We start from the raw sequence: 26,587 nt of genomic DNA, 5'->3' as shown, positions 1-26,587 counted from the left end.
GTGACCTGTACGTCTGACACGTCCCGGGGCGGGTGGGCTCAGCCCTTGACCGAGCCCGACATCAGGCCGCCCACGAAGTACTTGCCGAGGATGATGTACACGATCAGCGTCGGCAGCGACGCGAACAGCGCACCCGCCATGGAGACGCCGTAGTTCTGCAGCAGCGCGCCGTTGGCGAGGTTGTTCAGCGCCACGGTGACGGGACCGTTCTGGGACGACGAGAAGAACACTGCGAACAGGAAGTCGTTCCACGCCGACGTGAACTGCCAGATGAGCACCACGACGAAGCTGGGGATCGAGATCGGCAGCACGATCGACCAGTAGGTGCGCAGCATGCCCGCGCCGTCGACGCGCCCGGCCTCGATGAGCTCGTGCGGCACCGTCGAGTAGTAGTTGCGGAAGATCAGCGTGGTGATCGGGATGCCGTAGACCACGTGCAGCAGGATCAGCGTGGGCACACCCGTGGGTATGCCGAGGTTCAGCACGAGCTGGGTCAGGGGGATCATCACGGCCTGGTACGGGATGAACATCCCGAACAGGATCACCGTGAAGACGATGTCCGCACCCCGGAAGCTCCAGCGCGAGAGCACGAACCCGTTCAGCGAGCCGAGGAACGCCGAGATGATCGAGCTCGGCACGACGATCGCCAGCGTGCGCCCGATCGCGGGCGCCAGCGTGGTCCATGCCGCGACCCAGTTCTCCGTGGTCCAGATCTGGGGCAGCGCCCAGGCGCGGCTCGGGTCGGCGTCGCCGGTGCCCTTGAAGCTGGTCACCAGCAGCACGTACACCGGGATCAGGACGACGATCAGGAAGAAGATCAGGCCCACGTACTTGAGCGTGCGCGCGAGCGAGTACCGGCCCTTGTGGACGCGCGGCGGGGCAGGCGCCGGGCGGTGGGCGGTGAGCTGTTCGGCCTCGGCGGTCATCGCTTCTCCTCACGGTTCGTGCGGATCAGGTAGGGCACGATGACGATCGCGACGATGATCAGCAGGATCGAGCCGACGGCGGCGGCGTTCGCGTAGTCGAAGCTCGACTTGAACACGAACATGTCGACGGCCGGGACCTTGGTCTGGTAGTTCGCGGGCTTGGAGATCGACATGATGAGGTCGAACGCCTTGAGCGACATGTGGCCGATGATGATCAGCGCGGACAGCGCGACGGGGGAGAGCTGCGGGAACAGGACGTGCCGGTAGAGCTTCCACTCGGAGGCGCCGTCCATCCGGGCGGCCTCGCGCAGCTCCTCGGGGATACCGCGGAACCCGGCGAGGAACAGCGCCATCACGTAGCCCGAGAGCTGCCAGATCGCGGGGATGGCGATGGCGATGATGCCGAAGGTGACGTTGTTCCACCAGTTGTTCTGCAGCGCGTCGAGCCCGACGATCTGGAACAGCCGGTTCAGGCCGGAGGCCTGCTCGTCCTGGTTGGAGTTGAGCAACCAGCGCCACACCACACCCGAGGCGACGAACGAGACCGCCATCGGGAAGAGGTAGACCGAGCGGAAGATCCCCTCGCCCTTCATGGGCTTCTCGAGCATCCAGGCCCACAGGAAGCCCATGATCATGGTGCCGACCAGGAACACGACCGTGTACAGGACGAGGTTCATCAGCGAGTGCTGGAAGTCCTCGCTGGCCAGCAGGTCGAGGTAGTTGGTGAACCACACGAAGACCGCCGGCTTCTGCCCGGTGGCCTGGGCCGCCGTGTGGTTGTCCGTCAGGGACGTCGTGAAGTTGGCGACGATCAGCCCGTAGACGAAGACGCCGACGAGGATCAGGGACGGGGCGAGCATGAGCAGCGGTGGCCCGACTCGCCGCAGTTTGTTCAGCATGTAGGTACCTCGGATGAGTGGGCGCAGCCGCGCGCCGTCGGGATCGATCCCCGACGGCGCGCGACGTACGGCGGTGTGCGTTACACGGGAGCTGTTCGCACCCGGGTGTCAGCTCTGCGTGGCCGAGGCCAGCTCGGACTGGAAGCCGGCGAGGTCGGACGCACCGGTCGTGAACTTGCTCGTGGCGTCCGAGATCGCGTTCAGCGTCGCGACCGGGGCGGCCGCACCGTGCGCCAGCGAGGACACGATCGTGTCGTTCGCGAACGACTCGATGGCGGTCTGCTGGTACTCCGAGAACTCGGCGGGGTCCGCGTCGGTCCGGGCCGGGATGGAGCCCTTGGCCTTGTTGAACGCGACCTGGCCCTCGAGCGAGCCCACGGTCTCCAGCCACGCCTTCGCGCCGTCCGGGTGGGGCGCGCCGACCGGCAGGGTGAAGGAGTCGGCCAGGAAGTCGAACGTCCCGTCGGTGCCCGGGACCGGGGCCGCCGTGAAGTCCGTGCCGAGCACCTTGTCCTGCTCCTCGAACGCCGCCACGGCCCAGTCGCCCATGACGTTGAACGCCGCGCTGCCGTCGATGACCATCTGGGTCGCCTCGGGCCAGTCGAGACCGTCACGGTCGTCGTTGGTGTAGCTCATCAGCGTCTCGAAGTCCTCGAGCGCCGCCGTGACCTCGGGGCCCTCCCAGTCGGTCGAGCCGTCCCACAGGCCGCTGTACCCGTCCGCGCCCAGGTCGGCGAGCAGCACGGTCTCGAGCAGGTGGACCTGGGTCCACGTGGTGCCCACCGACAGCGGCGTGACACCGGCCTTGTCGAGCTTCTCCAGGTCGGCCATCCAGGCGTCGAGGTCCGCGTACTCGGCCGCGGGGTCGATGTCGTTGTCCTCGAGCACCGTCGGGTTGGCCCAGACGACGTTCGCGCGGTGGATGTTCGACGGGATCGAGTAGATCGCGCCGTCCTCCGTGGAGAGCCGGTCGACCAGGTCGGCCGGGAAGACGTCCGTCAGGCCGAACTCGTCGTAGAGGTCGGAGACGTCCTCGATCTGCGCGGCGTCGATGTAGTCCTGCAGCTCGGCGCCCGCGTGGGCCTGGAACGTGTCCGGCGGGTCCTGCGCCTGCAGACGGGTCTGCAGCAGGTCCTTCGCCGCGGAGCCCGCACCACCGGCGACGGCGCCGTTGACGAACTCGGTGTCGGGGTGCTGCTCGTTGAACACGCCCACCAGGGCGTCGAGGCCGGCCTTCTCGGATCCGGCAGCCCACCAGGTGAACACCTCGACCTGGTCGGCGCTGCCGCTCTCGCCGCTGCCTTCGCCACCGTCACCGCCGCCGCCGCACGCGGCCAGCGTGAGACCGAGCACAGCGGCTGTCGCCACCGTTGCGGTCATCCTCCGGTTCACTCGCATCTGGGGTCCCTCAACCTTCCTCGGTCGCTGGAGCACCGACCCGGGACGGCGTCGTCGTACCTGGCGAGGGTGAATTCTCCTCGCGGCCAGGACGGCGTCGTACCTGTGGACCGGCCGGGCGCGCCTGTACGCCCGTGAACCCGGGTCCTATCGAACGGCCGCTGAGCCTTGGTGTCAAGAAATGAACGCAAGCGTCGCTCGATCGTGACCTGAACGTTCAGTTCGTGTATCCAAACCCGTCATTCCAGGCCGGAGCACGCCGGAAGGCGGTTACCCTGGGCGCTGTGCGCGCGGATCGGGTAACACCGGGTTCGCAGACCTCACTGCGTGAGGCCAACCGAGCCCGGATCGTGAGCGCCGTCCAGCAGCGTGGCTCTCTCACGCAGATCGAGCTGGCCGGCGTCACAGGGCTGTCCCCGGCCACGATCTCGAACATCGTCAAGGAGCTCACCGTCGCGGGCGTCCTGCACACGTCGCAGTCGGTGCGCAACGGCCGCCGCGCCCTCCAGGTCACCCTCGCGCGCAACCTTGGCGTCGTCGCCGGCATCCGGTTCGGCATGCGGTCCCTCAGCGTCGCGCTCGCGGACGCCTCCATGCGGGTCCTGGCGGAGCAGCGCATGCCGCTCGCGCCCGACCACCGCGCCGACGCCGGCCTGCAGCGCACCGCGATGCTGATCCGGGAGATGCTGGAGTCCGTCGACGCCGACCCGTCCGAGCTGCTCGCCGTCGGCGTCGGGGTGCCCGCACCCGTCGACATCCGCACCGGCCAGGTCGTCACCGTCGGCATGATGCGCGGCTGGGACGGCGTGCACGTCGACGACATCCTCGCCGCCGAGCTCGACGTGCCCGTGACCGCCGACAACGACTCGACGCTCGCCGCGATCGCGGAGGCCCGGTTCGGCGCGGGCGCCGGGCACGACTCGGTCGCCTACATCCGCGTCTCCCACGGCGTGGGCGGCGGGCTCGTGCTGGGCGGCCGCGCCGTGCACGGCCGGTCCGGCGTCGCCGGCGAGATCGGGCACGTGTCCGTCGACGAGCACGGTCCCGTGTGCCGCTGCGGCAACCGCGGCTGCCTCGAGATGCTCGTGGGCGCCTCCAGCCTGCTCGCCATGCTCCCGCCCGAGGCGGGGCACCTCACCCTCGCCGACCTGGTCGCCCGCGCCCGCGAGGGCGACGCCGGCTCCCGCCGGGTCGTGTTCGACGCCGGACGCCACCTCGGCGTGGCCCTCGCCAACCTCTGCAACCTCGTGGACCCCGACGTCGTGGTCATCGGCGGCAAGCTCGCCGAGGCCGGGGACCTGCTGCTCGAACCGTTGCGCACCTCGCTCGGCCAGCGCGTCGTCGCCACCTCACGAGGCCCGGTCGAGGTGGTCCCGTCCGCGCTGGGGGCCGACGCCGGCGTCCGCGGCGCCCTTGCCGCGGCCCTCGACCAGGCCCGGATGTTCGGCTCCCTGGGGGTGAGCTCATGACCCGTCGACCACGCACTCAGCGGTGGCGGACGTGGCGGACGAGGCGGACGGCCGTGGCCGCCGTCGCCGGCCTGGCGCTCGCGGCCGGGCTGGGCGGGTGCGCGCCGTCCGAGCCCGCGGGCGCCGCCGGCGTGCCGCACGAGGGGACGATCGGGCTGCTCCTGCCCGAGGCCCAGACGGCGCGGTACGAGGCGTCCGACCACCCGACGTTCGTCGCCGTCACGGGCCGCCGGTGCCCGGGCTGCACCGTGCTGTACGCCAACGCGGGGCAGGACGCCGCCGCGCAGCTCCAGCAGGCGGAGTCCATGCTCGCCCAGGGGGCCGACGTGCTGGTGCTCGACGCCGTGGACACCGTGGCCGCGGCCGGGATCGTCGCGCAGGCCAAGCGGCTGGGAGCCCAGGTGATCGCCTACGATCGGTTCGTGGACGGCGCGGACTACTACGTGTCGTACGACTACGAGTTCATCGGCTTCCTCCTGGGCTCGGCACTTGCTGGTGCCGTCACGGAACGAGACGCTGAGACAGAAGCTGAACCAGACGCAGACGCCGGACCGGACGCCGAGGACCGGCCGGGGGTGCTCCTGGTGCACGGATCGGCGACCGAGCCCAACGCGCTCGCCATCGCCGCCGGTACCCGCCGCGCCCTCGAAGGAGAGGACATCGACGTGCTCGCCGAGTACTACACGCCCGACTGGAGCCCGGACAAGGCCACCGAGTGGACCGAGGCCATGCTCACCCGGTTCCCCGGGCAGGTCGACGGCGTGCTCGCCGCCAACGACGGCATAGCGGGCGGCGCGATCGCCGCGGCCAAGGCCGCGGGCCTGGACCCCGTGCCGGTCACCACCGGGCAGGACGGCGAGCTGGCCGCGGTGCAGCGGATCATCGCGGGCGACCAGTACATGACGGTCTACAAGGCGACCGACCAGCAGGCGCAGACCGCCGCGGAGCTCGCGGTGCGCGTGCTGCGCGGCGAGGAGCCCCGCACCACGGCGGTCACCCAGGGGGTGCCCACGCAGCTCCTGGCGCCGCGCGCCGTGGCGGCCGCCGACGTCCAGCACGTGATCGTCGACGGGCACGTGTACAGCACCGACGAGATCTGCGTGCCGGCCTACCGGGACGCGTGCGAGCGCGCGGGCCTGATCGGCCCGGACGCCGACGCCGCGCCCGCGCACCTCGGGGAGGCCACCCGATGAGCGACCCGGTGCTCTCGCTGCGCGGCGTCTCCAAGCGGTTCGGCGGCGTCCGCGCCCTGGTGGACGTCGACGCCGACGTGCACGAGCACGAGGTGCTCGCCGTCGTCGGCGACAACGGGGCCGGCAAGTCCACGCTCGCGGGCGTGCTCGCCGGGGCGCACCGGCCCGACGCCGGCCAGGTGCTGCTCGACGCGCGCCCCGTGGTGCTCGACTCGCCCGCCGCCGCGCGGGCGCTCGGCATCGCCGCGGTGTTCCAGGAGCTCGCGCTCGTGGACGACCTGGACGTCGTGGAGAACCTGTTCCTCGGGCACGAGACCCGGCGCGGGCCCCTGCTCGACGAGGTGGCCATGGAGCGCGAGGCGTGGCGGCTGCTCGACCAGCTCGCCGCCAGCGTGCCCAGCGTGCGCGACCCCGTCCGTACCCTGTCCGGCGGGCAGCGCCAGACCGTCGCCGTGGCCCGTGCGCTGCTCGGCTCCCCGCGCGTCGTCGTCCTGGACGAGCCGACGGCGTCGCTCGGCGTGCGCCAGACCGCCGAGGTGCTCAACCTCATCGTCCGGCTGCGCGAGCGCGGCCACGCCGTCGTGCTGGTCAGCCACCAGGCGGGCGACCTGCAGGCCGTCGCCGACCGCATCCTCGTGCTGCGGCTCGGCCGCGTGCACGACGTGTTCGACGGCGACGCGTCCTACGAGGACCTGCTCGCCGCCATGACCGGCGCGGTCCGGCCGGGGGCCAAGCACCCCGGGGCCCGCTCCGGCGCACCGTCGGGCGCGGAGTCCGGTCGGGCGGTGCGCCGATGAGCGCGCAGCAGGGCGCCACCGGGGCCGGGCTGACCGGCACGGGACTGGCCGCGACGGGCGGTCTGACCGGCGCCGTCTGGCAGCGCGTGCGGGGCGGCAGCAGCCTGCTCCCCATCGTCGGGGCGCTCGTGGTGATCTGGCTGGTGATGGGCGCCGTCAACCCCGCGTTCCTCGCCCCCGAGAACCTGGTCAACCTCACGCTGCAGAGCGCCCCCGTCGGCGTCATCGCGCTCGGCGTCGTGCTCGTGCTGCTGGTCGGCCAGATCGACCTGTCCGTCGGCTCGGTGAGCGGGCTCGCCGCGGCCGTCGTCGCCGTCGGCTCCGTGACGCTCGGGTGGCCCGTGGCGCTCGCGATCCTCGCCGCGCTCGCGTGCGGGGTGGTGGTCGGGCTGGCGTACGGCGCGCTCTCCACGCGGCTGGGGCTGCCGAGCTTCGTCTTCACCCTGGCCGGCCTGCTGTTCCTCGCCGGGGTGCAGCTGCGCGTGCTCGGGCCGTACGGCTCGATCAACCTGCCGTTCGAGTCGTGGTTCGTCCGGTCGGTGCAGCAGGGCTTCCTCTCGCCCGCCGTGGCCTGGGCGCTCGTGGTGGCCGTGGTCGCCACCACGGCGACGGTGCAGGTCGTGGCCCGGGTCCGACGCCGCCGGGCGGACCTCGCCTGCGCGAGCGTGCCCCAGATCGTGGTGCGCACCCTGGTGCTGGCCGCCGTGCTGTCGGCGATCGTGGCCTACCTGGGCACCGCCCGGGGCATCGGGTACTCCGTGGTGCTGTTCGCCGCGCTGGTCGTGGTCACGGACGTGCTGCTGCGCCGCACGCGGTGGGGGCGGTCGGTGCGCGCGGTGGGCGGCGACCGGCGGGCGGCGATGCTCGCCGGGGTGCCCGTGCAGCGCACGGTGGTGCTGTGCTTCGTCGCCTGCTCGACGCTGGCAGCGCTCGGCGGCGTGCTCGCTGCGGGGCGGCTCGGGGCCGCGAACCAGGGGACCGGGGGAGCGGACACGTACCTCGTGGCGATCGCCGCGGCCGTGATCGGCGGCACCAGCCTGTTCGGCGGGCGCGGCAGCGCCTGGTCGGCCGTGCTGGGCGTGCTGGTGATCCAGTCCATCGCCAACGGGCTCACGCTGATGAACGTGGACCAGGCCGCGCGATACATGGTGACCGGCGCGGTGCTGCTGCTGGCGATCATCATCGACATGCTGATGCGCAAGCGACGGGAGGCCTGAGGTGATGCGTCGTCCGACGCTGGCGGTGGTGGCGCAGGCCGCCGGGGTGAGCCTGAAGACCGCCTCCCGGGTGCTGAACGGGGAGCCCAACGTGGCGTCCGCGACGCGCGAGCGCGTGCAGGACGCCGCGGCGTCCCTGGGCTTCCGCCGCAACGCCGTGGCCGCCGACCTCGCCCGGGGCGGCCTCTCGCGGCTGGTCGGGTTCATCACCGGCGACCTGGCCAACGAGTTCTACTCCGCCCTGGCCAGCGGCATCGAGCGCGAGCTGCGCGAGCACGGGCTGCAGCTCCTGACGGCGTCGTCCGACGAGGACCCCGAGCGCGAGGCCTCCCTGACGGGCGAGCTGCTCGAACGGCGGGTCGGCGCCCTGATCGTCACGCCCGCCGGGGCCGACCACTCGGCGCTGCGCGGCGAGATCGCCGCCGGGCTGCCCGTGGTGGTCGTGGACCGGCCGGCGGCCGGGATGGACGTCGACACCGTGGTCATCGACAACCGGGGTGGCACGCGCGCCGCCGTCGGCCACCTGCTCGCGCACGGCCACCGCCGCATCGGGTTCGTGGGCGACGAGCCCCACCTGTGGACCTACCAGGAGCGCAGCGACGAGTTCCTCGCCGCGATGCGCGACGCCGGGGTGGCCGACGCCGACCGCTGGGTCCGCTCCGGCGCCCACGACGCCGCGGCCGCCCGGGACCTGGCGCTGGAGCTGCTCGCGGCGCCCGAGCCGCCCACCGCGATCCTCGCCGCGAACAACCGGGCCACCGTCGGCACGCTCCAGGCGCTGCGCGACACCCCGGGCGGCGCGGACGTCGCCGTGGTCGGCTTCGACGACTTCGAGCTCGCCGACCTGCTGGGCATCACCGTGGTGGCGTACGACGCCGTGGAGATGGGGCGGCGGGCCGCCGAGCTCGCGGTCGCGCGGTCCGCCGACCCCGACCGGACGGTCGAGCAGGTGGTGCTGCCCACGCGGGTCGTCACCCGCGGCAGCGGCGAGCGACCGCCCCGTTCGGCGGCCCGCTGACCCACCCGTTGACACCGGGCCTGGCCTGCACCTACGTTCGGCACGCGACAGCGCTGTCAGCCGACGAGGGAGACCACCCATGTCCATAGTCACCGGCCGAGCCAGATCCCGGCAGGCGGCCGCCGCTCTCTCGGGAGCACTCGCCCTGCTGCTCGCGGTGCCCTCGGGCGTCGCGCTCGCAGCACCCGTCGGCACCGGCTCCGTGGGCACCGGCACCACCGCGGCGACGTCGGGCGAGGGAGCCGGCGGCGACTTCGCCACCTCCTTCGAGGACGACGACGCCGCGCCGCTGGAGTCCACGCCGGCCGAGCGCGGCGGGGCGCCGTGGCAGGAGAACGTCGGCGAGTTCGTCGTGGGCCTGCCGGGCAGCGTGCTGGACCGTGTCTCCGCCGTCGCGGCGAGCGCGGAGAACCTGCCGAACGAGGGCGCGGCCAACCTGGCGGACGCGTCGTCGGCCACCAAGTGGCTCACGTTCGCGCGCACGGGCTGGGCCACCTACGAGACGACCGAGCCCACCGTGGTCACGGCCTACGCGCTGACCTCCGCGAACGACTTCGCCGACCGCGACCCGCGCGCCTGGACGCTGCAGGGGTCGACCGACGGCGAGACCTGGGAGACCATCGACGAGCGCAGCGGCGAGGCCTTCGAGGACCGGTTCCAGCAGCGGGTCTTCGAGCTGGACGCGCCGACCGCCGCGTACACCTGGTTCCGCCTGGACGTGACGCAGAACGCGGGCGCGGGCATCGTGCAGCTCGCCGACTGGGACCTGTCCGCCGACCTCTCCGAGCAGCCCGCGGACCGGCCGATGACCACCGCCGTCGGCTCCGGGCCCACCACCGTGGACTTCACGAACAAGAAGGGCGTCGGCTTCACCGGTACCCGCTCGCTGCGGTACGACGGCGGCCACCAGGCCGACGGCCCGGCGCACGCGACCAACGTGCTGTACGACGACGTCGACGTCCGCGTGGGCCGCGACACCCGGCTGAGCTGGAAGATCTTCCCCGAGCTGCTGGGCGACCTGGAGTACCCGTCCACCTTCGCGAGCGTGGACCTCAGGTTCACGGACGGCACCTACCTGTCCGACCTGGACGCGCGCGACGCGCACGGGACGGCCGCGACGGCCGCCGGGCAGGGCGCGGGCAAGATCCTGTACGCCGACCAGTGGAACTCCGTGCGGGTCGACCTCGGGTCGGTCGCGAAGGGCAAGACGGTCGACCAGGTGCTGCTCGGCTACGACAACGACGGCGGCTCGGCCGCCACGAAGTTCGCCGGCTGGCTGGACGACGTGGCGCTGGAGGCGAAGCCCGAGCGGATCGACGGGGACAGCCTGACCAGCTACGTCGACACGCGCCGCGGCACGCTGTCCAGCGGGTCGTTCTCGCGCGGCAACAACGTGCCGGCCACGGCCGTGCCGAACGGCTTCAACTTCTGGACGCCGCTGACCAACGCGTCGTCGCAGAGCTGGCTGTACGAGTACCAGGCCGCCAACGACGAGCAGAACCGCCCGGTGCTGCAGGGCATCGGCATCTCGCACGAGCCGAGCCCCTGGATGGGCGACCGCAACCAGCTCGCCTTCCAGCCCGCCACCGGCGCGGGCGTGCCCGACGCGGGGCTGGACGCGCGCGGCCTGGCGTTCGACCACGCCGACGAGACCGCCCGGCCCGACTACTACGGCGTGACCTTCGCCGACGGGATCACGGCCGAGGTGACGCCGACGGACCACGCCGCGGTGCTGCGGTACACCTTCCCGGCGGATGCCGGGGCCGACGCCGGGGCCGGCACCGGCCACGTGCTGGTCGACCGCGTCGCCGGCTCCTCGAAGCTGTTGTTCGACGCCGCCACCGGCGAGCTGACCGGCTGGGTCGAGAACGGCAGCGGCCTGTCGGTCGGCCGCACCCGCATGTACGTCGCGGGCACGTTCGACCGGGCGCCGTCGGCCGTGGGCGAGGCCGCGGGCGACCGCGCCGGCGCCCGGTACGCGACGTTCGACACGAGCGAGGACCGCACGGTCGAGCTGCGCGTGGCCACGTCGTTCATCGGGCTGGACCAGGCCCGGGCCAACCTCGGCCTGGAGGTCACCGGCCGGTCGTTCGACAAGGTGCAGCGTGCGGCCGAGCGGGAGTGGAACGGCCGGCTCGGCGTGATCGAGACGGAGGGCGGCAGCGAGGACGAGCTCGTCACGCTGTACTCCAACCTGTACCGGCTCAACCTGTACCCGAACTCGCAGTTCGAGAACACGGGCACCGCCAAGCGGCCTGTGTACAAGTACGCGAGCCCCGTCACCGCGCCGTCCGGCGAGGCGACCGACACCACGACGAACGCGAAGCTCGTCGACGGCAAGATCTACGTCAACAACGGGTTCTGGGACACCTACCGCACGGCCTGGCCCGCGTACTCGTTCCTGTACCCGGACGTCGCCGCGGAGCTGGTCGACGGGTTCACGCAGCAGTACCGCGACGGCGGCTGGATCGCCCGCTGGTCCTCGCCGGGCTACGCGGACCTGATGACGGGCACGTCGTCCGACGTCGCGTTCGCCGATGCCTACCTCAAGGGTTCCCTGCCCACGGACCAGGCGCTGGACGCGTACGACGCCGCGCTGAGGAACGGCACCGTGGCCCCGCCGAACAACGCGGTGGGCCGCAAGGGCCTGGAGTCCTCGCCGTTCCTCGGCTTCACGCCGGAGAGCACCCACGAGTCCGTCTCCTGGGGCCTGGAGGGTCTGATCAACGACTTCGGCATCGGCAACATGGCCGCGGCGCTCGCGGAAGACCGGCACACGCCGCGGGAGCGGCGCGCGACGCTGCGGGAGGAGTCGGCCTACTTCCTGGAGCGCGCCACGCACTACGGCGAGCTCTTCGACCCGGCGATCGACTTCTTCCAGCCGCGGCACGCCGACGGTTCGTTCCTCAACGCGCCCGAGGACTACGACCCGCGCACCTGGGGCGGGGGCTACACCGAGACCAGCGGCTGGAACTTCTCGTTCCACGCGCCGCAGGACCCGCGCGGCCTCGGCAACCTCTACGGCGGCCAGGACGGTCTGGAGGCCAAGCTCGACACCTTCTTCGCCACCCCCGAGGACGCCACGCACACCGGCGGCTACGGCGGCGTCATCCACGAGATGCGCGAGGCGCGGGACATCCGCCTGGGCCAGTGGGGCATGAGCAACCAGGTCTCGCACCACATCCCGTGGCTGTACGACGCCGCGGGCGCCCCGCACAAGACGCAGGAGATCGTGCGGGAGGTGACACGCCGGCTGTTCGTGGGCAGCGAGATCGGCCAGGGCTACCCGGGCGACGAGGACAACGGTGAGATGTCGTCGTGGTGGATCTTCGCCGCGCTCGGCCTCTACCCGCTGCAGGTCGGGTCCGACCAGTACGCGATCGGCTCGCCCCTGTTCGACCGGGCGACGGTGCACCTGCCGGACGGCGACCTGGTGATCAGCGCGCGGAACAACTCCGTGGAGAACGTCTACGTGCAGTCGCTGCGCGTGGACGGGCGGTCGCGCACGTCGACGTCGCTGTCCCAGGCGGACCTGTCGGGCGGCGCCCGGCTGGACTTCGTCATGGGCGCCGAGCCGTCCTCGTGGGGCACCGGGGCGGACGACGCCCCGCCGTCGCTCACCGAGGGCGACGAGCCGCCGACGCCGGACCGGGACGCGACCGGGGCGGGCACCGTGACGGTCGCCGGCGGCTCTGCTGCCGACGCCGACGCGCTCGTCGACGACACGTCGACCACGCGCACCGCGTTCGCCACGCCGACCCCGACGATCACCTGGGACGGGTCCGGCACGCGGGCGACGGTCGGTACGTACACGCTGACCTCGGGTGTCGCGGGCACGGCGGCGCCGTCGGCCTGGCGGCTGGAGGGGTCGGACGACGGCGAGAGCTGGACCGTGCTCGACGAGCGGGACGGGGAGGCGTTCCGCTGGGCGCTGCAGACCCGGACGTTCCAGGTCGACGACCCGGCGGAGTACGGGCACCTGCGGATCGTGGTCGAGGACTCGTCCGGCGGTTCGACGGACGGCGACCTGTCGCTGGCCGAGGTGCAGCTCCTGGCGGACCAGGGCGCCGGCTCCGACGTGCTGCCGCTCGAGGCGGCCGCGACGCCGGACGCCGAGACGCGGGCCGAGACCCGGGCCGCGGACAAGGCGGAGGACACGGCGAACGGCGTCACGGTGTGGGCCGCCCCGGCCTGTGTCGACGGCGACTCGACGCTGCGGGTCCTGGTGGACGGCGCAGAGGGCGCGACCGTCAGGGTCACGTCCGACTTCGGGAGCACGACGCTGCGCGGTCCGGGCGAGCACACGTTCGACGCGGGCTCGGCCCGGGTCGGCACGGGTGCGGTGACCGCGGTCGTGACGGCGACCGTCGACGGTCAGAAGGCGACCGAGACGGTGACCGTGCCGTACCAGGCGGCCGCCTGCAGCTGACCCGGAACGCCGCTCGGCCCTGGCGCCGGGTTCGGTGGTGTCGCTCCTCGGGGCGACGCCACCTCCGCGGGGTGTGTTGCTGTGCGTCGACAACGTCCACGCACAGCAACACACCCCGCGCACGTACGTTCACCCCGCGGCGCAGCGGTATCCGCGCCTACAGGGCGCATACGGGGCGGATAGGTACTTTCCACACAGCGCCGTCCCACCCGTTCTGGTCGCGGCGCGGCGTCAATACGCTCCCAGGCACACGAGGTTCCCCAGGCCTGATGAGGAGCACAAGACCATGTCACGATCCCTGAGAACGTCACGTTCCCTGATAGCGCTGTCAGCGACGGTGCTGATGGTCGGCACGGCGCTGACCGGCGCGAGCACGGCGGGCGCTGTCCCGGCGCCGCTGAACCCGCAGGGCGCTGCGGACGTCCGGGGCGCCGACGCCCCCGACGCCCTGCCCGAGGGCCAGGTCGGCGCGATGGAGCGCGACCTGGGCCTGACCCGGGCCGAGATCCCCGCCCGCCTGGCCCGCGACGCCGACGCCGCGATCGTCGAGGCGCACCTGACCGCGGCGCTCGGCGACCGGTACGCGGGCACCTGGCTGCCCGACGGCGCGGACGCGCCGCGCGTCGCCGTCACCAGTGCGGCGGCGGCCAAGGTGGCCGAGCGCGCGGGCGCCGACGCCGTCGTCGTCGACCACAGCCTGGACGAGCTGACCGGGTGGAAGGAGGCCCTCGACGAGGTGGGCGCCCCCGCCTCGGTGCACGCCTGGTACGCGGACCCGGCCACCAACGAGGTGGTGATCGAGGCGGCCGACGTCGCGGCGGCCCAGGCGATGATCGCCGCCTCCGACGTGCCGTCCGGCGCCGTGCGGGTGGAGAAGTCGAAGGTCGCGCCCCGGACGGCGCGCGACATCCGGGGCGGCGACGAGTTCCACAAGCCGCTCGGCAACGGGTACGTGACGCTGTGCTCGATCGGCTTCGCGGTCTCCGGCGGGTTCGTCACGGCCGGGCACTGCGGCTCGACCGGCGACCCGGTCAACGCCCCCGACGGTGCCGCGCTCGGCACCTACCGCGGCTCCACCTTCCCGGGCCACGACTGGGCCTGGGTGGGCACCAACGGCAACTGGACGCCCACTCCGGCCGTGAACAACTACGCGGGCGGCACCACGGCGGTCGCGGGTTCGGCGGAGCAGGGCATCGGCGCGGCGGTGTGCCGGTCGGGCCGCACGACGGGCTGGCGCTGCGGCGTCATCCAGGAGAAGAACGTCACCATCAACTACGGCTCCGGTGACATCCCCGGCATGGCGACCGGCTCGGCCTGCGCCGAGGGCGGCGACTCGGGCGGCTCGGTGCTCTCGGGCAACCAGGCGCAGGGCGTCACCTCGGGCCGGATCGGCGACTGCTCCACGAACGGCCGGTTCATCTACCAGCCGGTCAACCCGATCCTGAGCGCGTACGGGCTGCAGCTCACCACCACCGGCGGTGGCAGCGGGGGCCGGCCGCTCGTCGGCCTCGCCGGCAAGTGCATCGACGTGCCGAACTCCGAGTTCACGGACGGCAAGCGCCTGCAGCTGTGGACCTGCAACGGCACGGGCGCGCAGAACTGGACGTTCCAGGCCGACGGCACGCTGCGGGCCGGCGGCCTGTGCATGGACGTGGCCGGGGCCAACACCGGCGACGGCACGCCCGTGCAGCTCGCCAACTGCAGCGGCAACCCGGCCCAGCAGTTCACGCTGAGCGGGGCGGGGGACCTGGTCTCGATCCTCGCGAACAAGTGCGTGGACGTGCCGAACAGCAACAGCGCGAACGGCACGCAGCTCCAGATCTGGACCTGCAACGGCACGTCGGCCCAGAAGTGGCGCGTGGGCTGACCGTTCCCCGTTGATGAGCCCACTCCCTTTCGTGGCCCGAGTTTCTTCGCTTTGACAGGCGTCAGAGCGAAGAAACTCGGGCCTCGAAAAGGATGGACGTGGGGCGGGCGTCAGAGGGTGGCGCGGACCGCCTTGGCGGCCGTCACCAGGTGGGCCAGGGACTCCTTGGTCTCCGCGTAGGCGCGGGTCTTCAGGCCGCAGTCCGGGTTGACCCAGACGAGCCGCGGGTCGATCGACTTGGCGGCGAGCTCGACCAGGTCGGTCACCTCCTGCACCGACGGCACGCGCGGGCTGTGGATGTCGTAGACGCCCGGCCCGATGCCGCGCCCGTACCCGGCGTCGGCCAGCTCGGGCACGATCTCCATGCGGGACCGGGCCGCCTCCACCGACGTGACGTCGGCGTCCAGGCCGTCGATCGCGCCGATGACCTGCCCGAACTCCGAGTAGCACAGGTGCGTGTGCACCTGCGTGGCGGTCTCCGCCCCGGCGGTCGACAGCCGGAAGGAGCGCACCGACCAGTCGAGGTAGCCCGGGTGCGCCGAGCGGCGCAGCGGCAGCAGCTCGCGCAGCGCCGGCTCGTCCACCTGGACGACGCCGATGCCGGCCGCCTCCAGGTCGGTCACCTCGTCGCGCAGCGCCAGGGCCACCTGGTCGGCGGTGTCGCCCAGCGGCAGGTCGTCGCGCACGAACGACCAGGCCAGGATCGTGACCGGACCCGTGAGCATGCCCTTGACCGGCTTGTCGGTCAGGGACGCCGCGTACGCCGTCCACTCGACCGTCAGGGGCGCGGGCCGGGACACGTCGCCCCACAGGATCGGCGGCCGCACACAGCGCGAGCCGTACGACTGGACCCAGCCGTTGACGGTCGTCGCGAAGCCGTCGAGCTGCTCCGCGAAGTACTGCACCATGTCGTTGCGCTCGGGCTCGCCGTGCACCAGCACGTCCAGGCCCAGCTCCTCCTGGAGCGCGACCGTGCTCGCGATCTCGGCGCGCATCGCCGCCGTGTAGTCGGCGTCCGACAGCTCGCCCCGCACCCACGCGGCGCGCGTGCTGCGGATCTCGGCGGTCTGCGGGAACGACCCGATGGTCGTGGTCGGCAGCGGTGGCAGGTTCAGCCGCGCCTGCTGCGCGGCCGCCCGCTCCGCGTACGGCGCGCGCTCGACGTCGGCGGCGGTCAGCGCGGCGGTCCGCTCGCGCACCACCGGGACGACGACGCCGGGTGCCGCGGCGCGGGAGCGCACCGCCGCCGTCGACTCGGCGAGCCGGTCGGCGACCGCCCCGCGGCCGTCGGTCAGCGCGGTGGCCAGCGTGACGACCTCGGCGACCTTCTGGTCGGCGAACGCGAGCCACGACTTCAGGTCCGCGTCCAGGCGGGGCTCGTCGGCGACGTCGTGCGGCACGTGCAGCAGCGACGTCGAGGTGCCGACGGCGACGGTCCCGGCGCCGAGCCCGGTGCCGGTCGCCGCCAGACCCTCCAGGGTGGTCAGACGGGCGTCGAGGTCGGCGCGCCAGATGTTGTGGCCGTCGATCGCGCCCGCGACCAGGGTCTTGGTCTCCAGGCCGGGGACCGGTCCGGTCGGTACGGCGCCGCGCACCAGGTCGATCGCGATCGCCTCGACGTCGGTGCCGGCCAGCAGGGCGAGCCCGTCGCCGGCCTCGCTGCGCAGGTCGCCGTACGGCGCGGTGACCAGGATCGCGGGGCGCTGCGCCGGGGCGTCGCCCGCGGCCGCGGGGGAGAGCTCGGTCGCGAGCGCGGCGTAGGCCCGGCGGACGGCGTCGGCCACCTCGTCGAACGGGACGTCCAGCAGGTCGGTGACCAGGGCGGGCTCGTCGAGCTGCACCCAGGGCGCGCCCGCGGCGGCCAGCGCGCGCAGCAGGTCGGCGTAGGCGGCGACGACGTCGTCCAGCCGGTCCAGGGGGCGGAAGCCGTCGCCTGCGGCTGAGGAGTGAGCTTGCGAGCCCCGCAGAGCCGCGGCAGCGGGTACTGCGCCGTCGGCGGCCTTGCTCAGCAGCAGGAACGTCACCGGGCCCACGAACGCGGGGCGGGTCACGACCGCCTGGCCGCCGTCGGCCGGGTGTGCCAGCTCGGTGAACTCGCGCACCGCGCGGTCGTCGACGAAGCCGATCGGGGTGTCCGGCCCGATCTCCGGGACCAGGTAGTGGTAGTTCGTGTCGAACCACTTGGTCATCTCGAGCGGCGCGTTGTCGCCCTCGCCGCGGGCCACCGTGAAGTAGGCCTCCAGGGGCAGGCGGCCCCCGTCCGTGGTGAGCCCGGCGAACCGGTCGGGCACGGCGCCCAGCAGGGCGACGGCGTCGAGCACCTGGTCGTAGTACGAGAACGAGCCGGGGACGGCAGCGTTGCCGGCGTCCAGGCCCAGGTCGACGAGGCGGCGCGCGGTGGTCTGCCGCAGGTCGCGGGCGGTCGCCTCCAGCTCGTCGGCGGTGGTGCGGCCGGCCCAGAAGGACTCGACGGCGCGCTTGAGCTCGCGCCTCCGGCCGATGCGGGGGTAGCCCAGGATCGTGGCGGTGGAAAGGTGCGGGTTCGTGACTGCCATGCGTATCAGCTCCATCGGACCTGGCGTTAGCACCTTGCCCCGAGATTGGCGCCTCGGAGGTAGGTTGCTGCGGTGTCGTGGAGCCAGGACTCTCGACCGCTCTGGATGATGAGACTTGATCGTAGGCATGCCCGGGATGTGGTCGGCAAACCGTCCACGCCTCGGACAAATCCGAGCCATAAGTCTGGTTATGGCTCCGACTGTCTGTCTCGGCATCCGGTGATGGATTCTGACGTTCCCCGAGGACCGCACCTCAGCGGGAAGCTCCCCGAACAGATCGGAACCACACCATGTCGAAGATCCTGATGGTCGTCTCCGCCGCGAACAGCCTGCGCCTGGCCGACGGCACCGAGCACCCCACCGGTTACTGGGCCGAGGAGGTCGCCGCCTCCCACCGGGTGCTCACCGCGGCCGGCGCGCAGGTCGACGTCGCGACGCCGGGCGGCGTGGCGCCGACGGTCGACGCGGTCAGCCTCGACGAGCGCGGCGGGGTGCCCGCCGCCGACGCGGCGGAGTTCCGCGCCTACCTCGACGGCATCGCCGACCAGCTCGCCCACCCGCTCACGCTGGCCGACGTGCGCGCCGACGACTACGACGCCGTCTACATCCCGGGTGGCCACGCCCCGATGGCCGACCTCGCGCACGATGCCGACCTCGGCCGCCTGCTGCTCGACGCGAACGACCGGGGCACGACCGTGGGCGCGCTGTGCCACGGCGTCGCCGCGTTGCTCAGCGCCCAGGAGCCGGACGGCACCTTCGCCTACGCGGGCCGGGCGCTCACGTCGTTCACCGACGAGGAGGAGCGCCAGGGCGGCCTCGGCGACGCCGCGCCGTACCTCGTCGAGTCGCGGCTGCGCGAGCGCGGCGCCGTCGTCCAGGTCGGCGCGCCCTGGAGCAGCACCGTGGTCCAGGACGGCAACCTGATCACCGGCCAGAACCCGCAGTCCAGCGCGGCCGCCGCCGAGGCGGTGCTCAAGGCGCTCGCGGCGCGCTGAGCCGGGCTAGCCTGTGGGCAGGACGACGACGGAGGGTGGTGCCGGTGCCGGGCCTCGACCTCCTCGCCACGTTCCTGGAGGTCTACCGCACCGGGTCGCTGTCGGCGGCGGCCGAGCGGCTGGGCGTGAGCCAGCCCGCCGTCACCGGGCAGCTCGCCCGCCTGGAGGAGCAGCTCGGCACCCGCCTGTTCGTGCGGTCCCGCCGGGGCGCCGAGCCCACGGAGCGCGCCGTGGCGCTGGCCGCCGAGGTGGGGCTCCACGTGGACGGGCTCCGGTCGGCCCTCGGTCCTCGCGACGTCGAGCCGGCGGTGCGCGGGCTCGTCCGGATCGGCGGAGCCGCCGAGCTCATGACGGTGCGTGTGCTGCCCGCGCTCGCGCCGCTCGTCGCGCAGGGGCTCCAGCTCCGTGCGACGCTCGGGCTCGGCGACGAGCTGCTGGCCGCGCTGGCGGCCGGCCACCTCGACCTCGTCGTGTCCTCGGTGCGCCCGCGGCAGGACGCCGTGGTGGCGACGCCGCTGGTCGACGAGGAGTTCCTGCTCGTCGGGCCGCCGGCCCTGGCCCACACCGTCGACCAGGTGCGCCTGGCGGCCGACCCCGTGGCTGCCCTCGCGCACCTGCCGCTGGTCGCGTACGCGGAGGACCTCCCGATCGTGCGCCGGTACTGGCGCAGCGAGTTCGGCCGGCGGCCGCCCAACGCGACGGCGCTCGTGGTGCCCGACCTGCGGGCCGTGCTCGCCTCCGTCACCGGCGGCGCGGGCGTCTCCGTCCTGCCGCGGTACCTGGTTGCGCCCGCGCTGGAGTCCGGGCAGGTGGTCGAGCTCCACCACCCCGAGGCGCCGCCGCTGAACACGCTGTACCTCGCGGGGCGCCGCGGCGTGCCGCACGGGCCGGCGGTCTCCGCCGTCCGGGCGCGGCTGACCGGGGCCGCCGCGGAGTGGGGGAGCCTCTGAGGCGTGCCGCTACCCGGCCGACTGCCGGGTTCCGGTCACGACCCGGCGCACCCGTCGTCCGCCACCGGACCCGAGATGCCCACGAGCGGCGGGTACGCCGAGACCCGGAGCTCCCAGCCGGCGGGGTCGGTGGCCGTCACGTACGCGTCGCCGCCGTGCTCGGCGTGGGTCACGTCCGACAGCGGGTCGAACCCGTGCTCCTCGAGCACCGGGTCGAGCCCGGCGGCGAGGTCGGCGAGGCCGCCGCTGGGCTCGTACAGGTCGCCCTCGCCCAGGCTCTCGGCGAGGAAGAGCACGCACTCGCCGTCCGGCTGCTCGGTGACGAACGGGAAGCGGTCCTTGGCGGTCCACCCCACGTCCGGGACGGATCGGTCGAGCGCGACGAGGACGTCGTCCAGCACCGCCGCGTACTGCTCCGTCGCGGCCTCACGCGCGGGGGCCGGCTCCGCGGGTCCGGCCGGGGTGTCGGCGGGGCCCGCGGAGCAGGACGTCAGCACGCCCGGGATCAGCACGGCGAGGGCCAGCCCGGCCGCGCCGCGGGTCCGTCGCGCCCGTGCGGGGAACCGCGCCCGTGCGGGGAACCGCGCCCGTGCCGGGAACCGTGTCCGTGCCGGGAACCGTGCCAGTGCTGGGAACAGGGACCGCATCCGTCTCCTCGCTCGTGCTCGCCGCCGTCGTGCCGGGGACGCTACCAGGCACGACGGCGGCGTGGTCGAGATCTCGGCGTGAAGTGCTCGGGCGCGGGACGTCTCCCGGCGCCCTCCGGGAAAGGGCTGCACCGCCGAGGAGGTAACGCTCAGATAGCACTGCTACCCCAGCGTTACGTCCCCCGACGCGTGACGTCTCCCGGGCGCCGTCCCGGGTGTGCGCGCCGTACCGCCCGGAGCGTGACGGCCACCGCTGTCAGCGCCGCGCTCACCGCCAGGGGCCCGGCGGGCCCGAGCGCCGCGACGGCGCTCCCGCCGAGCACCGGGCCGGCGAGCGCGCCGAGGTTGAGGGCGACCGTCGAGAACGCGCCGCCCATGGTCGGCGCGCCGTGGGCCGCCGCCATGGTGCGGGCGATCAGTGTGCCGCCCATGGCGAACGACAGCGCGCCCTGCACCGGCGCGAGCACCCACACCGCCGCGGGGCTCGGGGCGAGCGCGGCCCACAGGACCCATCCCGTGAGCAGGGCGGGGCCGGCGACTGCGAGCAGGCGCCCGCCGTGGGCGTCGGCGAGCCGGCCCGCGGCCGAGACCCCGGCGAAGGCGCCGAGACCGAACAGGGCCAGTACCACCGGCACCAGCGCGGACCCGAGGCCCGCACCGTCGGTGGCGACGACCGCCAGGTAGGTGAACGCGCAGAATGTCGCGCCGTTGACCAGCACCCCGAGCACGAGGTGGTGCAGCAGGCGCGGTGAGCGCAGCGCGCCGAGCTCGGTGCGCAGGTCCAGGCGGGCGCGCGGCGTACCGCCGTCGAGCCGGACCGGCGTCAGGCAGGCCACGGCGACCAGGGCCGCGGCCGAGACCCCGGCGATCGCCCACAGGGCGGAGCGCCAGCCCCAGAGCTCGCCCAGCAGGGCGCCGGCGGGGACGCCGGCCACCAGGGCGAGCGTCGTGCCGCCGAGGATCATGGCCAGCGCCCGGGCCCGCCGTCCGGCGGGGACGACGTGCTGCACCGTCGACAGCGCGACCGCCAGGAACCCGGCGTTCGCCACCGCGGCGACGAATCTCGTGCCGAGCAGCACGGCGAAGCTGTCGGTCAGTGCCCCCGCGACGTGCGTGGCGACGAACACCAGCAGGCAGGCGGACAGGGTCCAGCGGGGCGGCAGGCGGCGTCCGACGGCGGCGGTGAGCGGCGCGCCGACGACCATCCCGACCGCGAAGCCCGAGGTCAGGTAGCCGGCCTGGGCGATCGAGACGCCGAGGCCGAGAGAGATGCCGGGCACGAGCCCGGCGAGGACGAATTCCGACGTGCCTTGCGCGAAGACCGCGACAGCGAGCACGTAGAGCAGGACAGGCATGAGGAACTCCGAAGGGTGGAGGGAGACGGGTAGGCCGGGACGGCACTACGGGCCCTTCGGATGCGGGTGTTCTCTACAGGGGCATCTCGGGCTACCGGAGTACCGGCAGCCCTGACCTGGATGCTTCTGGAGACCTCATGCGGTGAAGCTAGCACGCGGCGGCGCCGGCGCGGGCTCCGGCAGCGGACGGCGCCACGCGACCTCGTGGTCGAGCTGGCCCGTCGAGCGGAAGAGCTCCACCTGGTGGGCGTCGGGCAGGGCGGCGGCGAGCGCCCGCGTCGTCGTCGGGCCGAAGCCGAGCTTCTGCCAGAAGCCGCCCGACCGGCGGGAGAACAGCCAGGCCTCGCGCGCCCCGGCGTCGGCGGCGCGGTCCAGGGCGAAGCGGGCCAGGCGCAGGCCGTCCCCGGCGCCGCGCAGGTCGGGCCGGACGGCGACGCTGCGGATCAGCGCGTGCTCGCCGTCCGCGCCGAGCTCGAACCCCGTGGTCGCGGTGACCGCCCCGGCCTCGTCGCGCTCGAGCCAGAGGCGGACGGCGGGCTCCGCGAGGGCGGCGACCGTCAGGTCGGCCGTGCGGAGGAACGCGGCCAGGTCGTCGAGGTCGGCGGAGGCGGCGGGGTGGAGCACGCCGGGGAGCCTATCGTGGCGGGTCGACGGGTCGGCGGGTCGGCGGGGCCGGGTCAGGGCCGGTCGGCGCCGTTCGTCGGGGCCATGCTGGGCTCGTCGCACCCCGACCAGCTCAGGTCGCTGTGCACGCGGAACTGCTTGCCGCCGTCGGACGTGGCCCAGATCTCCTGGGCCCGCGGCAGCCAGGTCGTGGTGTCGACCAGTACCTCGACGCGGGTCACGTCGCCGCCCTGGACCTGGTCGTCCGACGGGATGACCCGGATCCGCGCGACCGTCTGCCCGGCCAGCTCCTCGACCGCAAGGTCGTCGTCGAGCCGCTGGTTCGTGCCGTCGTAGCCCGGCAGGCCGAGCAGCACGCGGGCCGACGCCGCCTGCAGCACCTGGAGAGGCTGCTGGTCCAGCAGGGGCTTCGGCACGGCCACGTCCGGCTCGTCGACCTGGTCGAAGCGCATGATCGGCTCGTCCCCGAGCGTCGAGCGGATCTTCACGCCGCAGCTCGCGCCGGACATCGCCTTGCCCGCGAGGGTGACGACCTCGCCCGGCGTGTGCCAGGTCGTGGGGGACGGCGACGCGCCCGGACGGGGGGTCCCGGCCGCCGACGCGCCGGTGCCCGGGGCCGAGCCCGGGAGGGCGCCCGGTCCCGGAGCGCCGGTGAGGCTCAGCACGAGGACGGCGGCCGCTGCCGCGGCTGCCGCACCCGCCCACGCGAGCACCGGCCCGCGGCGGCCCGACGGCGCGCGCCGGAGCGCGGCCGGGACGAGCCCGGGTGTGTCGGGGCCGCGGAGCAGCACCTCGACGTCGCCGGTGTCGGCCCAGTCGTTGTTACCGGTGTCGGCCCGGTCGTCGGAGCCGCTGTCGGACCAGGGGGCGGCCCAGTCGCCGGGGCCGGTGTCGCGCGGGTCTGACTCCGCCCGTGCGCGGGACTCGGCGTACGCGCGCGCCAGGTCGAGCTCGGGATCGGCACCGCGCAACGCACGGCGGGCGCGGGTCAGCTCGTCGTCGTCCACGTCAGGCACCTTCCTCGGTCAGCCGTTCGTCGGTCAGCCGTTCGTACGCCGCGCGCAGGCGGCGTCGGGCGCGGTGCACCCGGGTGGCGGCGACCGCCGTCGTGCAGCCCAGCACCTGGGCCACCTCCGCCGTGGAGAGCTCCGCGGCCGCGAGCAGCGCGATGACCTCCCGGTCGGCGGGGCGCAGCAGGTCCATCGCGCGGCGGAGCTCGTCGAGCTCGCCGACCAGGCGGACGTCGTCGGCGCCCGCCGGGGCCGGGTGCGTGCGCACCCGCTCGACCAGGGCCGTGCGCCGCTGCCGGGCGCGCGCCTGGTTGGCCATCACCCGGCGGGCGACGGCCAGGAGCCACGCCCGCGGGTTGTCGGGCAGCTCGCCCTTGCGCCACACGATCGCGAAGACCTCGGCCACGACGTCCTCCGCCTCGGCGGCCGGGAGCCGCGCGCGGGCATAGCGGTGGACGGCACGCGCGTGCGTCGCGAAGAGCTCCTCCGTACGCGCGGCCGTGAGCGGGCCCGGCGCGACGCGGTGCGGCTCGGTGTTCGTGGTCAGGGCGGTCTCCGGGGTCTCCGTCGGTCTCCGGGGTGAACGTTCCGGGGGTGAGTGCTTCCGACACAGTGTGTCCGGCAGGGAACCGCCCATGACACGACCCCGGTGTTGCCCACGTCACAGCGCGCCGCTGACATCGGGGGCCGCGCGCCGCACACGACCCCGGTGTGCCTACCTTTTCGAACCGTTTGTCCGTGCCGCGCACCGGGGCCGTCCCCGCGGCGCTGCTCGCCGCCGCGCTGCTGCTCGCCGGCTGCGCGGCCGGGCCCGCGGCGGGGTCGGTCGCCGGTCCGGTCGGGCCGCCGCGAGCCGGCGGCGGGACGAGCGCCGCGAGCGCCGTCGGGCCGAAGGGAGCGCCCGTCGATGCCGAGCCGGGCGAGGAACCGGACGGCGGCCCGGACGGCGGCCCCGGGGACGACCCGGGCATCGACCTGACCGCCCGGTCGACCACCGACCCGGCGAGCCCCTGGGTCGTGGTCAACAAGCACACGCCGCTCGACCCGGTCGACCACGAGCCCGACCTCACCACGGTGCGCGGCTACCTCGTGCGGCCCGACGTCGCGCCGGACCTCACGGCCCTCTTGGCGGCGGCCGACGCCGACGGCGTGCGGCTGACGCTCCGCAGCGCCTACCGCGGGTACCCGAAGCAGGCCGCGGTCTACGGGGGCTGGGTGGCGCAGCTCGGCGCGCAGCAGGCGGACGCCGTCTCGGCGCGCCCGGGGCACAGCGAGCACCAGACGGGCCTGGCGGTGGACGTGGGTGGCACGACACAGCCGGGGTGCGACTTCGAGCCGTGCTTCGGGGAGACCGCCGAGGGGCGGTGGGTCGCGGAGCACGCCGCGACGTACGGCTTCCTGGTGCGGTACACGCCCGAGAACAGCGCGGTGACGGGGTATGCCCCCGAGGCCTGGCACCTGCGCTGGGTGGGCCGCGACCTGGCGGCGTACATGCGGGACGTTGGCGTCACGACGCTGGAGGAGGTCTTCGACGTGCCCGGCGGGGGCTACACCGACTGACGGGCTTGACCTTGCCGTAGCGGCAACCCTGCACGCTGCGGTCATGACCACACCAGACAGTGCGGCCGCGGCCGCACCAGGCACCGCGATCGAGGTCGCCGGCCTGCACAAGTCCTACGGCGACCACCACGTGCTCGACGGCGTGGACCTCACCGTCCCCGCCGGCTCCGTCTACGCCCTGCTGGGGCCGAACGGCGCGGGCAAGACCACCATGGTGAACATCCTGTCCACGCTGCTGACGGCCGACGCCGGCGAGGTGCGCGTCGCGGGCCACGACGTGCGCCGCGAGCCGGCGCGGGTGCGGGCGGCGATCGGCGTGACCGGGCAGTTCTCGGCGATCGACATGTTCCTGACCGGCCGCGAGAACCTGCGCCTCATGGCCGACCTGACCCATCTCGACCGGCCGACCGCCGTCCGGGACGTCGCGGCGCTGCTCGACCGGTTCGACCTGGCCGACGCCGCCGACCGCCGCGCCCTGACCTGGTCGGGCGGCATGCGGCGCCGCCTCGACCTGGCGATGACGCTGATCACCCGGCCGCGCCTGATCTTCCTGGACGAGCCGACGACGGGGCTCGACCCGCGCAGCCGCCGCGCCGTCTGGCAGGTGGTCCGGGAGCAGGTGGCCGACGGCGTCACCGTGCTGCTGACCACCCAGTACCTCGAGGAGGCCGACGCCCTGGCCGACCGGGTCGGCGTGCTCGACGCCGGCACGCTGGTGGCCGAGGGGACGCCGGGCGAGCTCAAGGCGCAGGTGCCCGGCGGCGCCACCAGCCTCGACGACGTGTTCCTGGCGCTGACGGGGCACGCCGCCGACCCCGCCGACCCTGCCGACCCTGCCGACCCTGCCGCGCCCGCCGACACCCCGGAGGTGACCGCACGATGAGCACGACCTACGCCGTCCGCGACTCGATCACCATGCTGCGCCGCAACCTGCGGCACCTCAGCCGCTACCCGTCCCTGGCGGTCATGCTGATCGCCATCCCCGTCGTGTTCCTGCTGCTGTTCGTGTACGTGTTCGGCGGCACGCTGGGCGCGGGCCTCCCGGTCGACGGCGGCGGCAGCCGCGCCGACTACCTGAACTACCTGGTCCCCGGCATCTGGGTCATGACCGTGTCCAGCGTGGCGAACGGGACCGCCGTCGCCGTCGCGATCGACCGCACCGGCGGGATGTTCGACCGGTTCCGGACCATGGACATCGCACGCGTCTCGGTGCTGACCGGGCACGTGCTCGGCGCGGTGGTCCGGACCGTGCTCGCCCTGACGGTGATGGTCGGGTTCGCGGTGCTGCTCGGGTTCCGTTCGGAGGCCGGGGTCGTGGGCTGGCTCGGGGCCGCCGGTCTGGTGCTGCTCCTGGCGTTCTCGTTCACCTGGCTGACCGTCGCCATGGGGCTGGCCGCGGGCAGCGTCGAGACAGCGAGCAACACGCCGCTGGTGCTGATGGTGCTGCCGGTCGTGAGCAGCGGGTTCGTGCCCACCGAGCAGATGCCGGCCGGGCTGCGGCAGTTCGCCGAGCACCAGCCGTTCACGCCGGTGATCGAGACCCTGCGGGCCCTGACGTCCGGCACGCCCGTGGGGTCGGACGGCTGGCTCGCCGTCGGCTGGTGCGTGCTGATCGCCGGTGTGGGCCTCGCCTGGTCCCGCCACGCCTTCGGCAGGACGACGGCGCCGGCCCGCTGAC

21 protein-coding genes and 1 riboswitch are annotated in these 26,587 nt (G+C 73.8%); of the genes, 12 read left to right on the top strand and 9 right to left on the bottom strand.

Going from position 1 to position 26,587, the window contains the following annotated elements; genetic code table 11:
* Nucleotides 1-38 precede the first annotated feature (38 nt).
* From ACIPN7_RS10225 to ACIPN7_RS10215, 3 genes are all read right to left on the bottom strand, one after another.
* The gene (locus tag ACIPN7_RS10225; RefSeq protein WP_400540751.1) at nucleotides 39-926 is read right to left on the bottom strand and encodes a carbohydrate ABC transporter permease; all 888 of its coding nucleotides are present in this window, start codon (nucleotides 924-926) and stop codon (nucleotides 39-41) included.
* Nucleotides 923-1,825 carry a carbohydrate ABC transporter permease gene (locus tag ACIPN7_RS10220; RefSeq protein ID WP_400540748.1) on the bottom strand — a complete coding sequence of 301 codons (903 nt, stop codon included), beginning with the start codon at nucleotides 1,823-1,825 and terminating at the stop codon, nucleotides 923-925. Before ACIPN7_RS10220 ends, ACIPN7_RS10225 begins: the two co-directional genes overlap by 4 nt.
* A 108-nt stretch (nucleotides 1,826-1,933) precedes the next feature.
* A complete protein-coding gene (locus ACIPN7_RS10215) occupies nucleotides 1,934-3,223 on the bottom strand; it encodes an ABC transporter substrate-binding protein (RefSeq protein ID WP_400540745.1) in 1,290 nt (429 codons plus the stop codon).
* Between the two features lie 350 nt (nucleotides 3,224-3,573).
* Between ACIPN7_RS10215 and ACIPN7_RS10210 the strand changes: the two genes are divergently transcribed.
* From ACIPN7_RS10210 to ACIPN7_RS10180, 7 genes are all read left to right on the top strand, one after another.
* Nucleotides 3,574-4,692, top strand: a complete 1,119-nt coding sequence (locus tag ACIPN7_RS10210; protein WP_400540742.1) for an ROK family transcriptional regulator — start codon at nucleotides 3,574-3,576, stop codon at nucleotides 4,690-4,692.
* A gap of 53 nt (nucleotides 4,693-4,745) precedes the next feature.
* Nucleotides 4,746-5,885, top strand: coding sequence for a substrate-binding domain-containing protein (locus ACIPN7_RS10205; protein ID WP_400540739.1), 1,140 nt, complete (start codon nucleotides 4,746-4,748; stop codon nucleotides 5,883-5,885).
* Nucleotides 5,882-6,682, top strand: coding sequence for an ATP-binding cassette domain-containing protein (locus ACIPN7_RS10200; RefSeq protein WP_400540736.1), 801 nt, complete (start codon nucleotides 5,882-5,884; stop codon nucleotides 6,680-6,682). Before ACIPN7_RS10205 ends, ACIPN7_RS10200 begins: the two co-directional genes overlap by 4 nt.
* Entirely contained in the window at nucleotides 6,679-7,899 is a 1,221-nt protein-coding gene (locus ACIPN7_RS10195) for a sugar ABC transporter permease (protein ID WP_400540733.1), read from the top strand. The genes ACIPN7_RS10200 and ACIPN7_RS10195 overlap by 4 nt, the downstream gene beginning before the upstream one ends.
* A 4-nt stretch (nucleotides 7,900-7,903) precedes the next feature.
* On the top strand, nucleotides 7,904-8,917 hold the full coding sequence (locus ACIPN7_RS10190; RefSeq protein ID WP_400540730.1) for a LacI family DNA-binding transcriptional regulator: 1,014 nt from the start codon (nucleotides 7,904-7,906) through the stop codon (nucleotides 8,915-8,917).
* Between the two features lie 79 nt (nucleotides 8,918-8,996).
* Nucleotides 8,997-13,346, top strand: a complete 4,350-nt coding sequence (locus tag ACIPN7_RS10185; protein WP_400540727.1) for a GH92 family glycosyl hydrolase — start codon at nucleotides 8,997-8,999, stop codon at nucleotides 13,344-13,346.
* A gap of 286 nt (nucleotides 13,347-13,632) precedes the next feature.
* The gene (locus tag ACIPN7_RS10180) at nucleotides 13,633-15,213 is read left to right on the top strand and encodes a ricin-type beta-trefoil lectin domain protein (protein ID WP_400540724.1); all 1,581 of its coding nucleotides are present in this window, start codon (nucleotides 13,633-13,635) and stop codon (nucleotides 15,211-15,213) included.
* A 110-nt stretch (nucleotides 15,214-15,323) separates the two neighbouring features.
* Here the strand turns inward: ACIPN7_RS10180 and metE are convergent, their stop codons facing one another.
* Nucleotides 15,324-17,768 (bottom strand): 5-methyltetrahydropteroyltriglutamate--homocysteine S-methyltransferase, encoded by a 2,445-nt coding sequence (metE, locus tag ACIPN7_RS10175; protein WP_400540721.1) that lies wholly within the window; start codon nucleotides 17,766-17,768, stop codon nucleotides 15,324-15,326.
* 8 nt (nucleotides 17,769-17,776) lie between these two features.
* A riboswitch (SAM riboswitch) is annotated at nucleotides 17,777-17,880 on the bottom strand.
* A gap of 178 nt (nucleotides 17,881-18,058) precedes the next feature.
* Here metE and ACIPN7_RS10170 point away from each other — a divergent pair.
* Together ACIPN7_RS10170 and ACIPN7_RS10165 are read left to right on the top strand one after the other, a co-directional pair.
* The gene (locus ACIPN7_RS10170) at nucleotides 18,059-18,763 is read left to right on the top strand and encodes a type 1 glutamine amidotransferase domain-containing protein (RefSeq protein ID WP_400540719.1); all 705 of its coding nucleotides are present in this window, start codon (nucleotides 18,059-18,061) and stop codon (nucleotides 18,761-18,763) included.
* 44 nt (nucleotides 18,764-18,807) lie between these two features.
* Nucleotides 18,808-19,713: a LysR family transcriptional regulator gene (locus ACIPN7_RS10165; protein ID WP_400540716.1), complete on the top strand. Its 906-nt coding sequence runs from the start codon at nucleotides 18,808-18,810 to the stop codon at nucleotides 19,711-19,713.
* Between the two features lie 35 nt (nucleotides 19,714-19,748).
* Here ACIPN7_RS10165 and ACIPN7_RS10160 read toward each other — a convergent pair whose 3' ends face one another.
* The 5 genes from ACIPN7_RS10160 to ACIPN7_RS10140 all read right to left on the bottom strand — a co-directional run bounded on the left by ACIPN7_RS10160 (nucleotide 19,749) and on the right by ACIPN7_RS10140 (nucleotide 23,986).
* Nucleotides 19,749-20,360 carry a hypothetical protein gene (locus ACIPN7_RS10160; RefSeq protein ID WP_400540713.1) on the bottom strand — a complete coding sequence of 204 codons (612 nt, stop codon included), beginning with the start codon at nucleotides 20,358-20,360 and terminating at the stop codon, nucleotides 19,749-19,751.
* A 173-nt stretch (nucleotides 20,361-20,533) separates the two neighbouring features.
* Entirely contained in the window at nucleotides 20,534-21,715 is a 1,182-nt protein-coding gene (locus ACIPN7_RS10155) for a Cmx/CmrA family chloramphenicol efflux MFS transporter (RefSeq protein ID WP_400540710.1), read from the bottom strand.
* Nucleotides 21,716-21,850: 135 nt separating this feature from the next.
* Nucleotides 21,851-22,339 (bottom strand): GNAT family N-acetyltransferase, encoded by a 489-nt coding sequence (locus tag ACIPN7_RS10150; RefSeq protein WP_400540707.1) that lies wholly within the window; start codon nucleotides 22,337-22,339, stop codon nucleotides 21,851-21,853.
* Between the two features lie 53 nt (nucleotides 22,340-22,392).
* A complete protein-coding gene (locus ACIPN7_RS10145) occupies nucleotides 22,393-23,346 on the bottom strand; it encodes a hypothetical protein (protein ID WP_400540704.1) in 954 nt (317 codons plus the stop codon).
* Nucleotide 23,347: 1 nt separating this feature from the next.
* On the bottom strand, nucleotides 23,348-23,986 hold the full coding sequence (locus ACIPN7_RS10140; protein WP_400540701.1) for an RNA polymerase sigma factor: 639 nt from the start codon (nucleotides 23,984-23,986) through the stop codon (nucleotides 23,348-23,350).
* A 101-nt stretch (nucleotides 23,987-24,087) separates the two neighbouring features.
* Between ACIPN7_RS10140 and ACIPN7_RS10135 the strand changes: the two genes are divergently transcribed.
* Genes ACIPN7_RS10135 through ACIPN7_RS10125 form a run of 3 tightly spaced genes read left to right on the top strand, consistent with a single transcriptional unit; the run spans nucleotide 24,088 to nucleotide 26,586 of the window.
* Nucleotides 24,088-24,909, top strand: coding sequence for a M15 family metallopeptidase (locus ACIPN7_RS10135; RefSeq protein ID WP_400540698.1), 822 nt, complete (start codon nucleotides 24,088-24,090; stop codon nucleotides 24,907-24,909).
* A 43-nt stretch (nucleotides 24,910-24,952) separates the two neighbouring features.
* Nucleotides 24,953-25,792: an ABC transporter ATP-binding protein gene (locus ACIPN7_RS10130; RefSeq protein WP_400540695.1), complete on the top strand. Its 840-nt coding sequence runs from the start codon at nucleotides 24,953-24,955 to the stop codon at nucleotides 25,790-25,792.
* Nucleotides 25,789-26,586: an ABC transporter permease gene (locus tag ACIPN7_RS10125; protein ID WP_400540692.1), complete on the top strand. Its 798-nt coding sequence runs from the start codon at nucleotides 25,789-25,791 to the stop codon at nucleotides 26,584-26,586. The genes ACIPN7_RS10130 and ACIPN7_RS10125 overlap by 4 nt, the downstream gene beginning before the upstream one ends.
* Nucleotide 26,587 lies beyond the last annotated feature (1 nt).

The organism is Promicromonospora sp. NPDC090134, assembly GCF_044746965.1.
GTDB lineage: Bacteria > Actinomycetota > Actinomycetes > Actinomycetales > Cellulomonadaceae > Promicromonospora.
Note: the sequence above shows the minus strand (reverse complement) of the source record. Positions and strands in the feature narration are given on the sequence as shown.

Coding starts and splice junctions, on each gene's coding strand:
- ACIPN7_RS10225 (WP_400540751.1), bottom strand. CDS start 926: ATGACCGCCGAGGCCGAACAGCTCACCGCCCACCGCCCGGCGCCTGCC.
- ACIPN7_RS10220 (WP_400540748.1), bottom strand. CDS start 1,825: ATGCTGAACAAACTGCGGCGAGTCGGGCCACCGCTGCTCATGCTCGCC.
- ACIPN7_RS10215 (WP_400540745.1), bottom strand. CDS start 3,223: ATGCGAGTGAACCGGAGGATGACCGCAACGGTGGCGACAGCCGCTGTG.
- ACIPN7_RS10200 (WP_400540736.1), top strand. CDS start 5,882: ATGAGCGACCCGGTGCTCTCGCTGCGCGGCGTCTCCAAGCGGTTCGGC.
- ACIPN7_RS10195 (WP_400540733.1), top strand. CDS start 6,679: ATGAGCGCGCAGCAGGGCGCCACCGGGGCCGGGCTGACCGGCACGGGA.
- ACIPN7_RS10190 (WP_400540730.1), top strand. CDS start 7,904: ATGCGTCGTCCGACGCTGGCGGTGGTGGCGCAGGCCGCCGGGGTGAGC.
- ACIPN7_RS10185 (WP_400540727.1), top strand. CDS start 8,997: ATGTCCATAGTCACCGGCCGAGCCAGATCCCGGCAGGCGGCCGCCGCT.
- ACIPN7_RS10180 (WP_400540724.1), top strand. CDS start 13,633: ATGTCACGATCCCTGAGAACGTCACGTTCCCTGATAGCGCTGTCAGCG.
- metE (WP_400540721.1), bottom strand. CDS start 17,768: ATGGCAGTCACGAACCCGCACCTTTCCACCGCCACGATCCTGGGCTAC.
- ACIPN7_RS10170 (WP_400540719.1), top strand. CDS start 18,059: ATGTCGAAGATCCTGATGGTCGTCTCCGCCGCGAACAGCCTGCGCCTG.
- ACIPN7_RS10160 (WP_400540713.1), bottom strand. CDS start 20,360: ATGCGGTCCCTGTTCCCAGCACTGGCACGGTTCCCGGCACGGACACGG.
- ACIPN7_RS10155 (WP_400540710.1), bottom strand. CDS start 21,715: ATGCCTGTCCTGCTCTACGTGCTCGCTGTCGCGGTCTTCGCGCAAGGC.
- ACIPN7_RS10140 (WP_400540701.1), bottom strand. CDS start 23,986: ATGGGCGGTTCCCTGCCGGACACACTGTGTCGGAAGCACTCACCCCCG.
- ACIPN7_RS10130 (WP_400540695.1), top strand. CDS start 24,953: ATGACCACACCAGACAGTGCGGCCGCGGCCGCACCAGGCACCGCGATC.
- ACIPN7_RS10125 (WP_400540692.1), top strand. CDS start 25,789: ATGAGCACGACCTACGCCGTCCGCGACTCGATCACCATGCTGCGCCGC.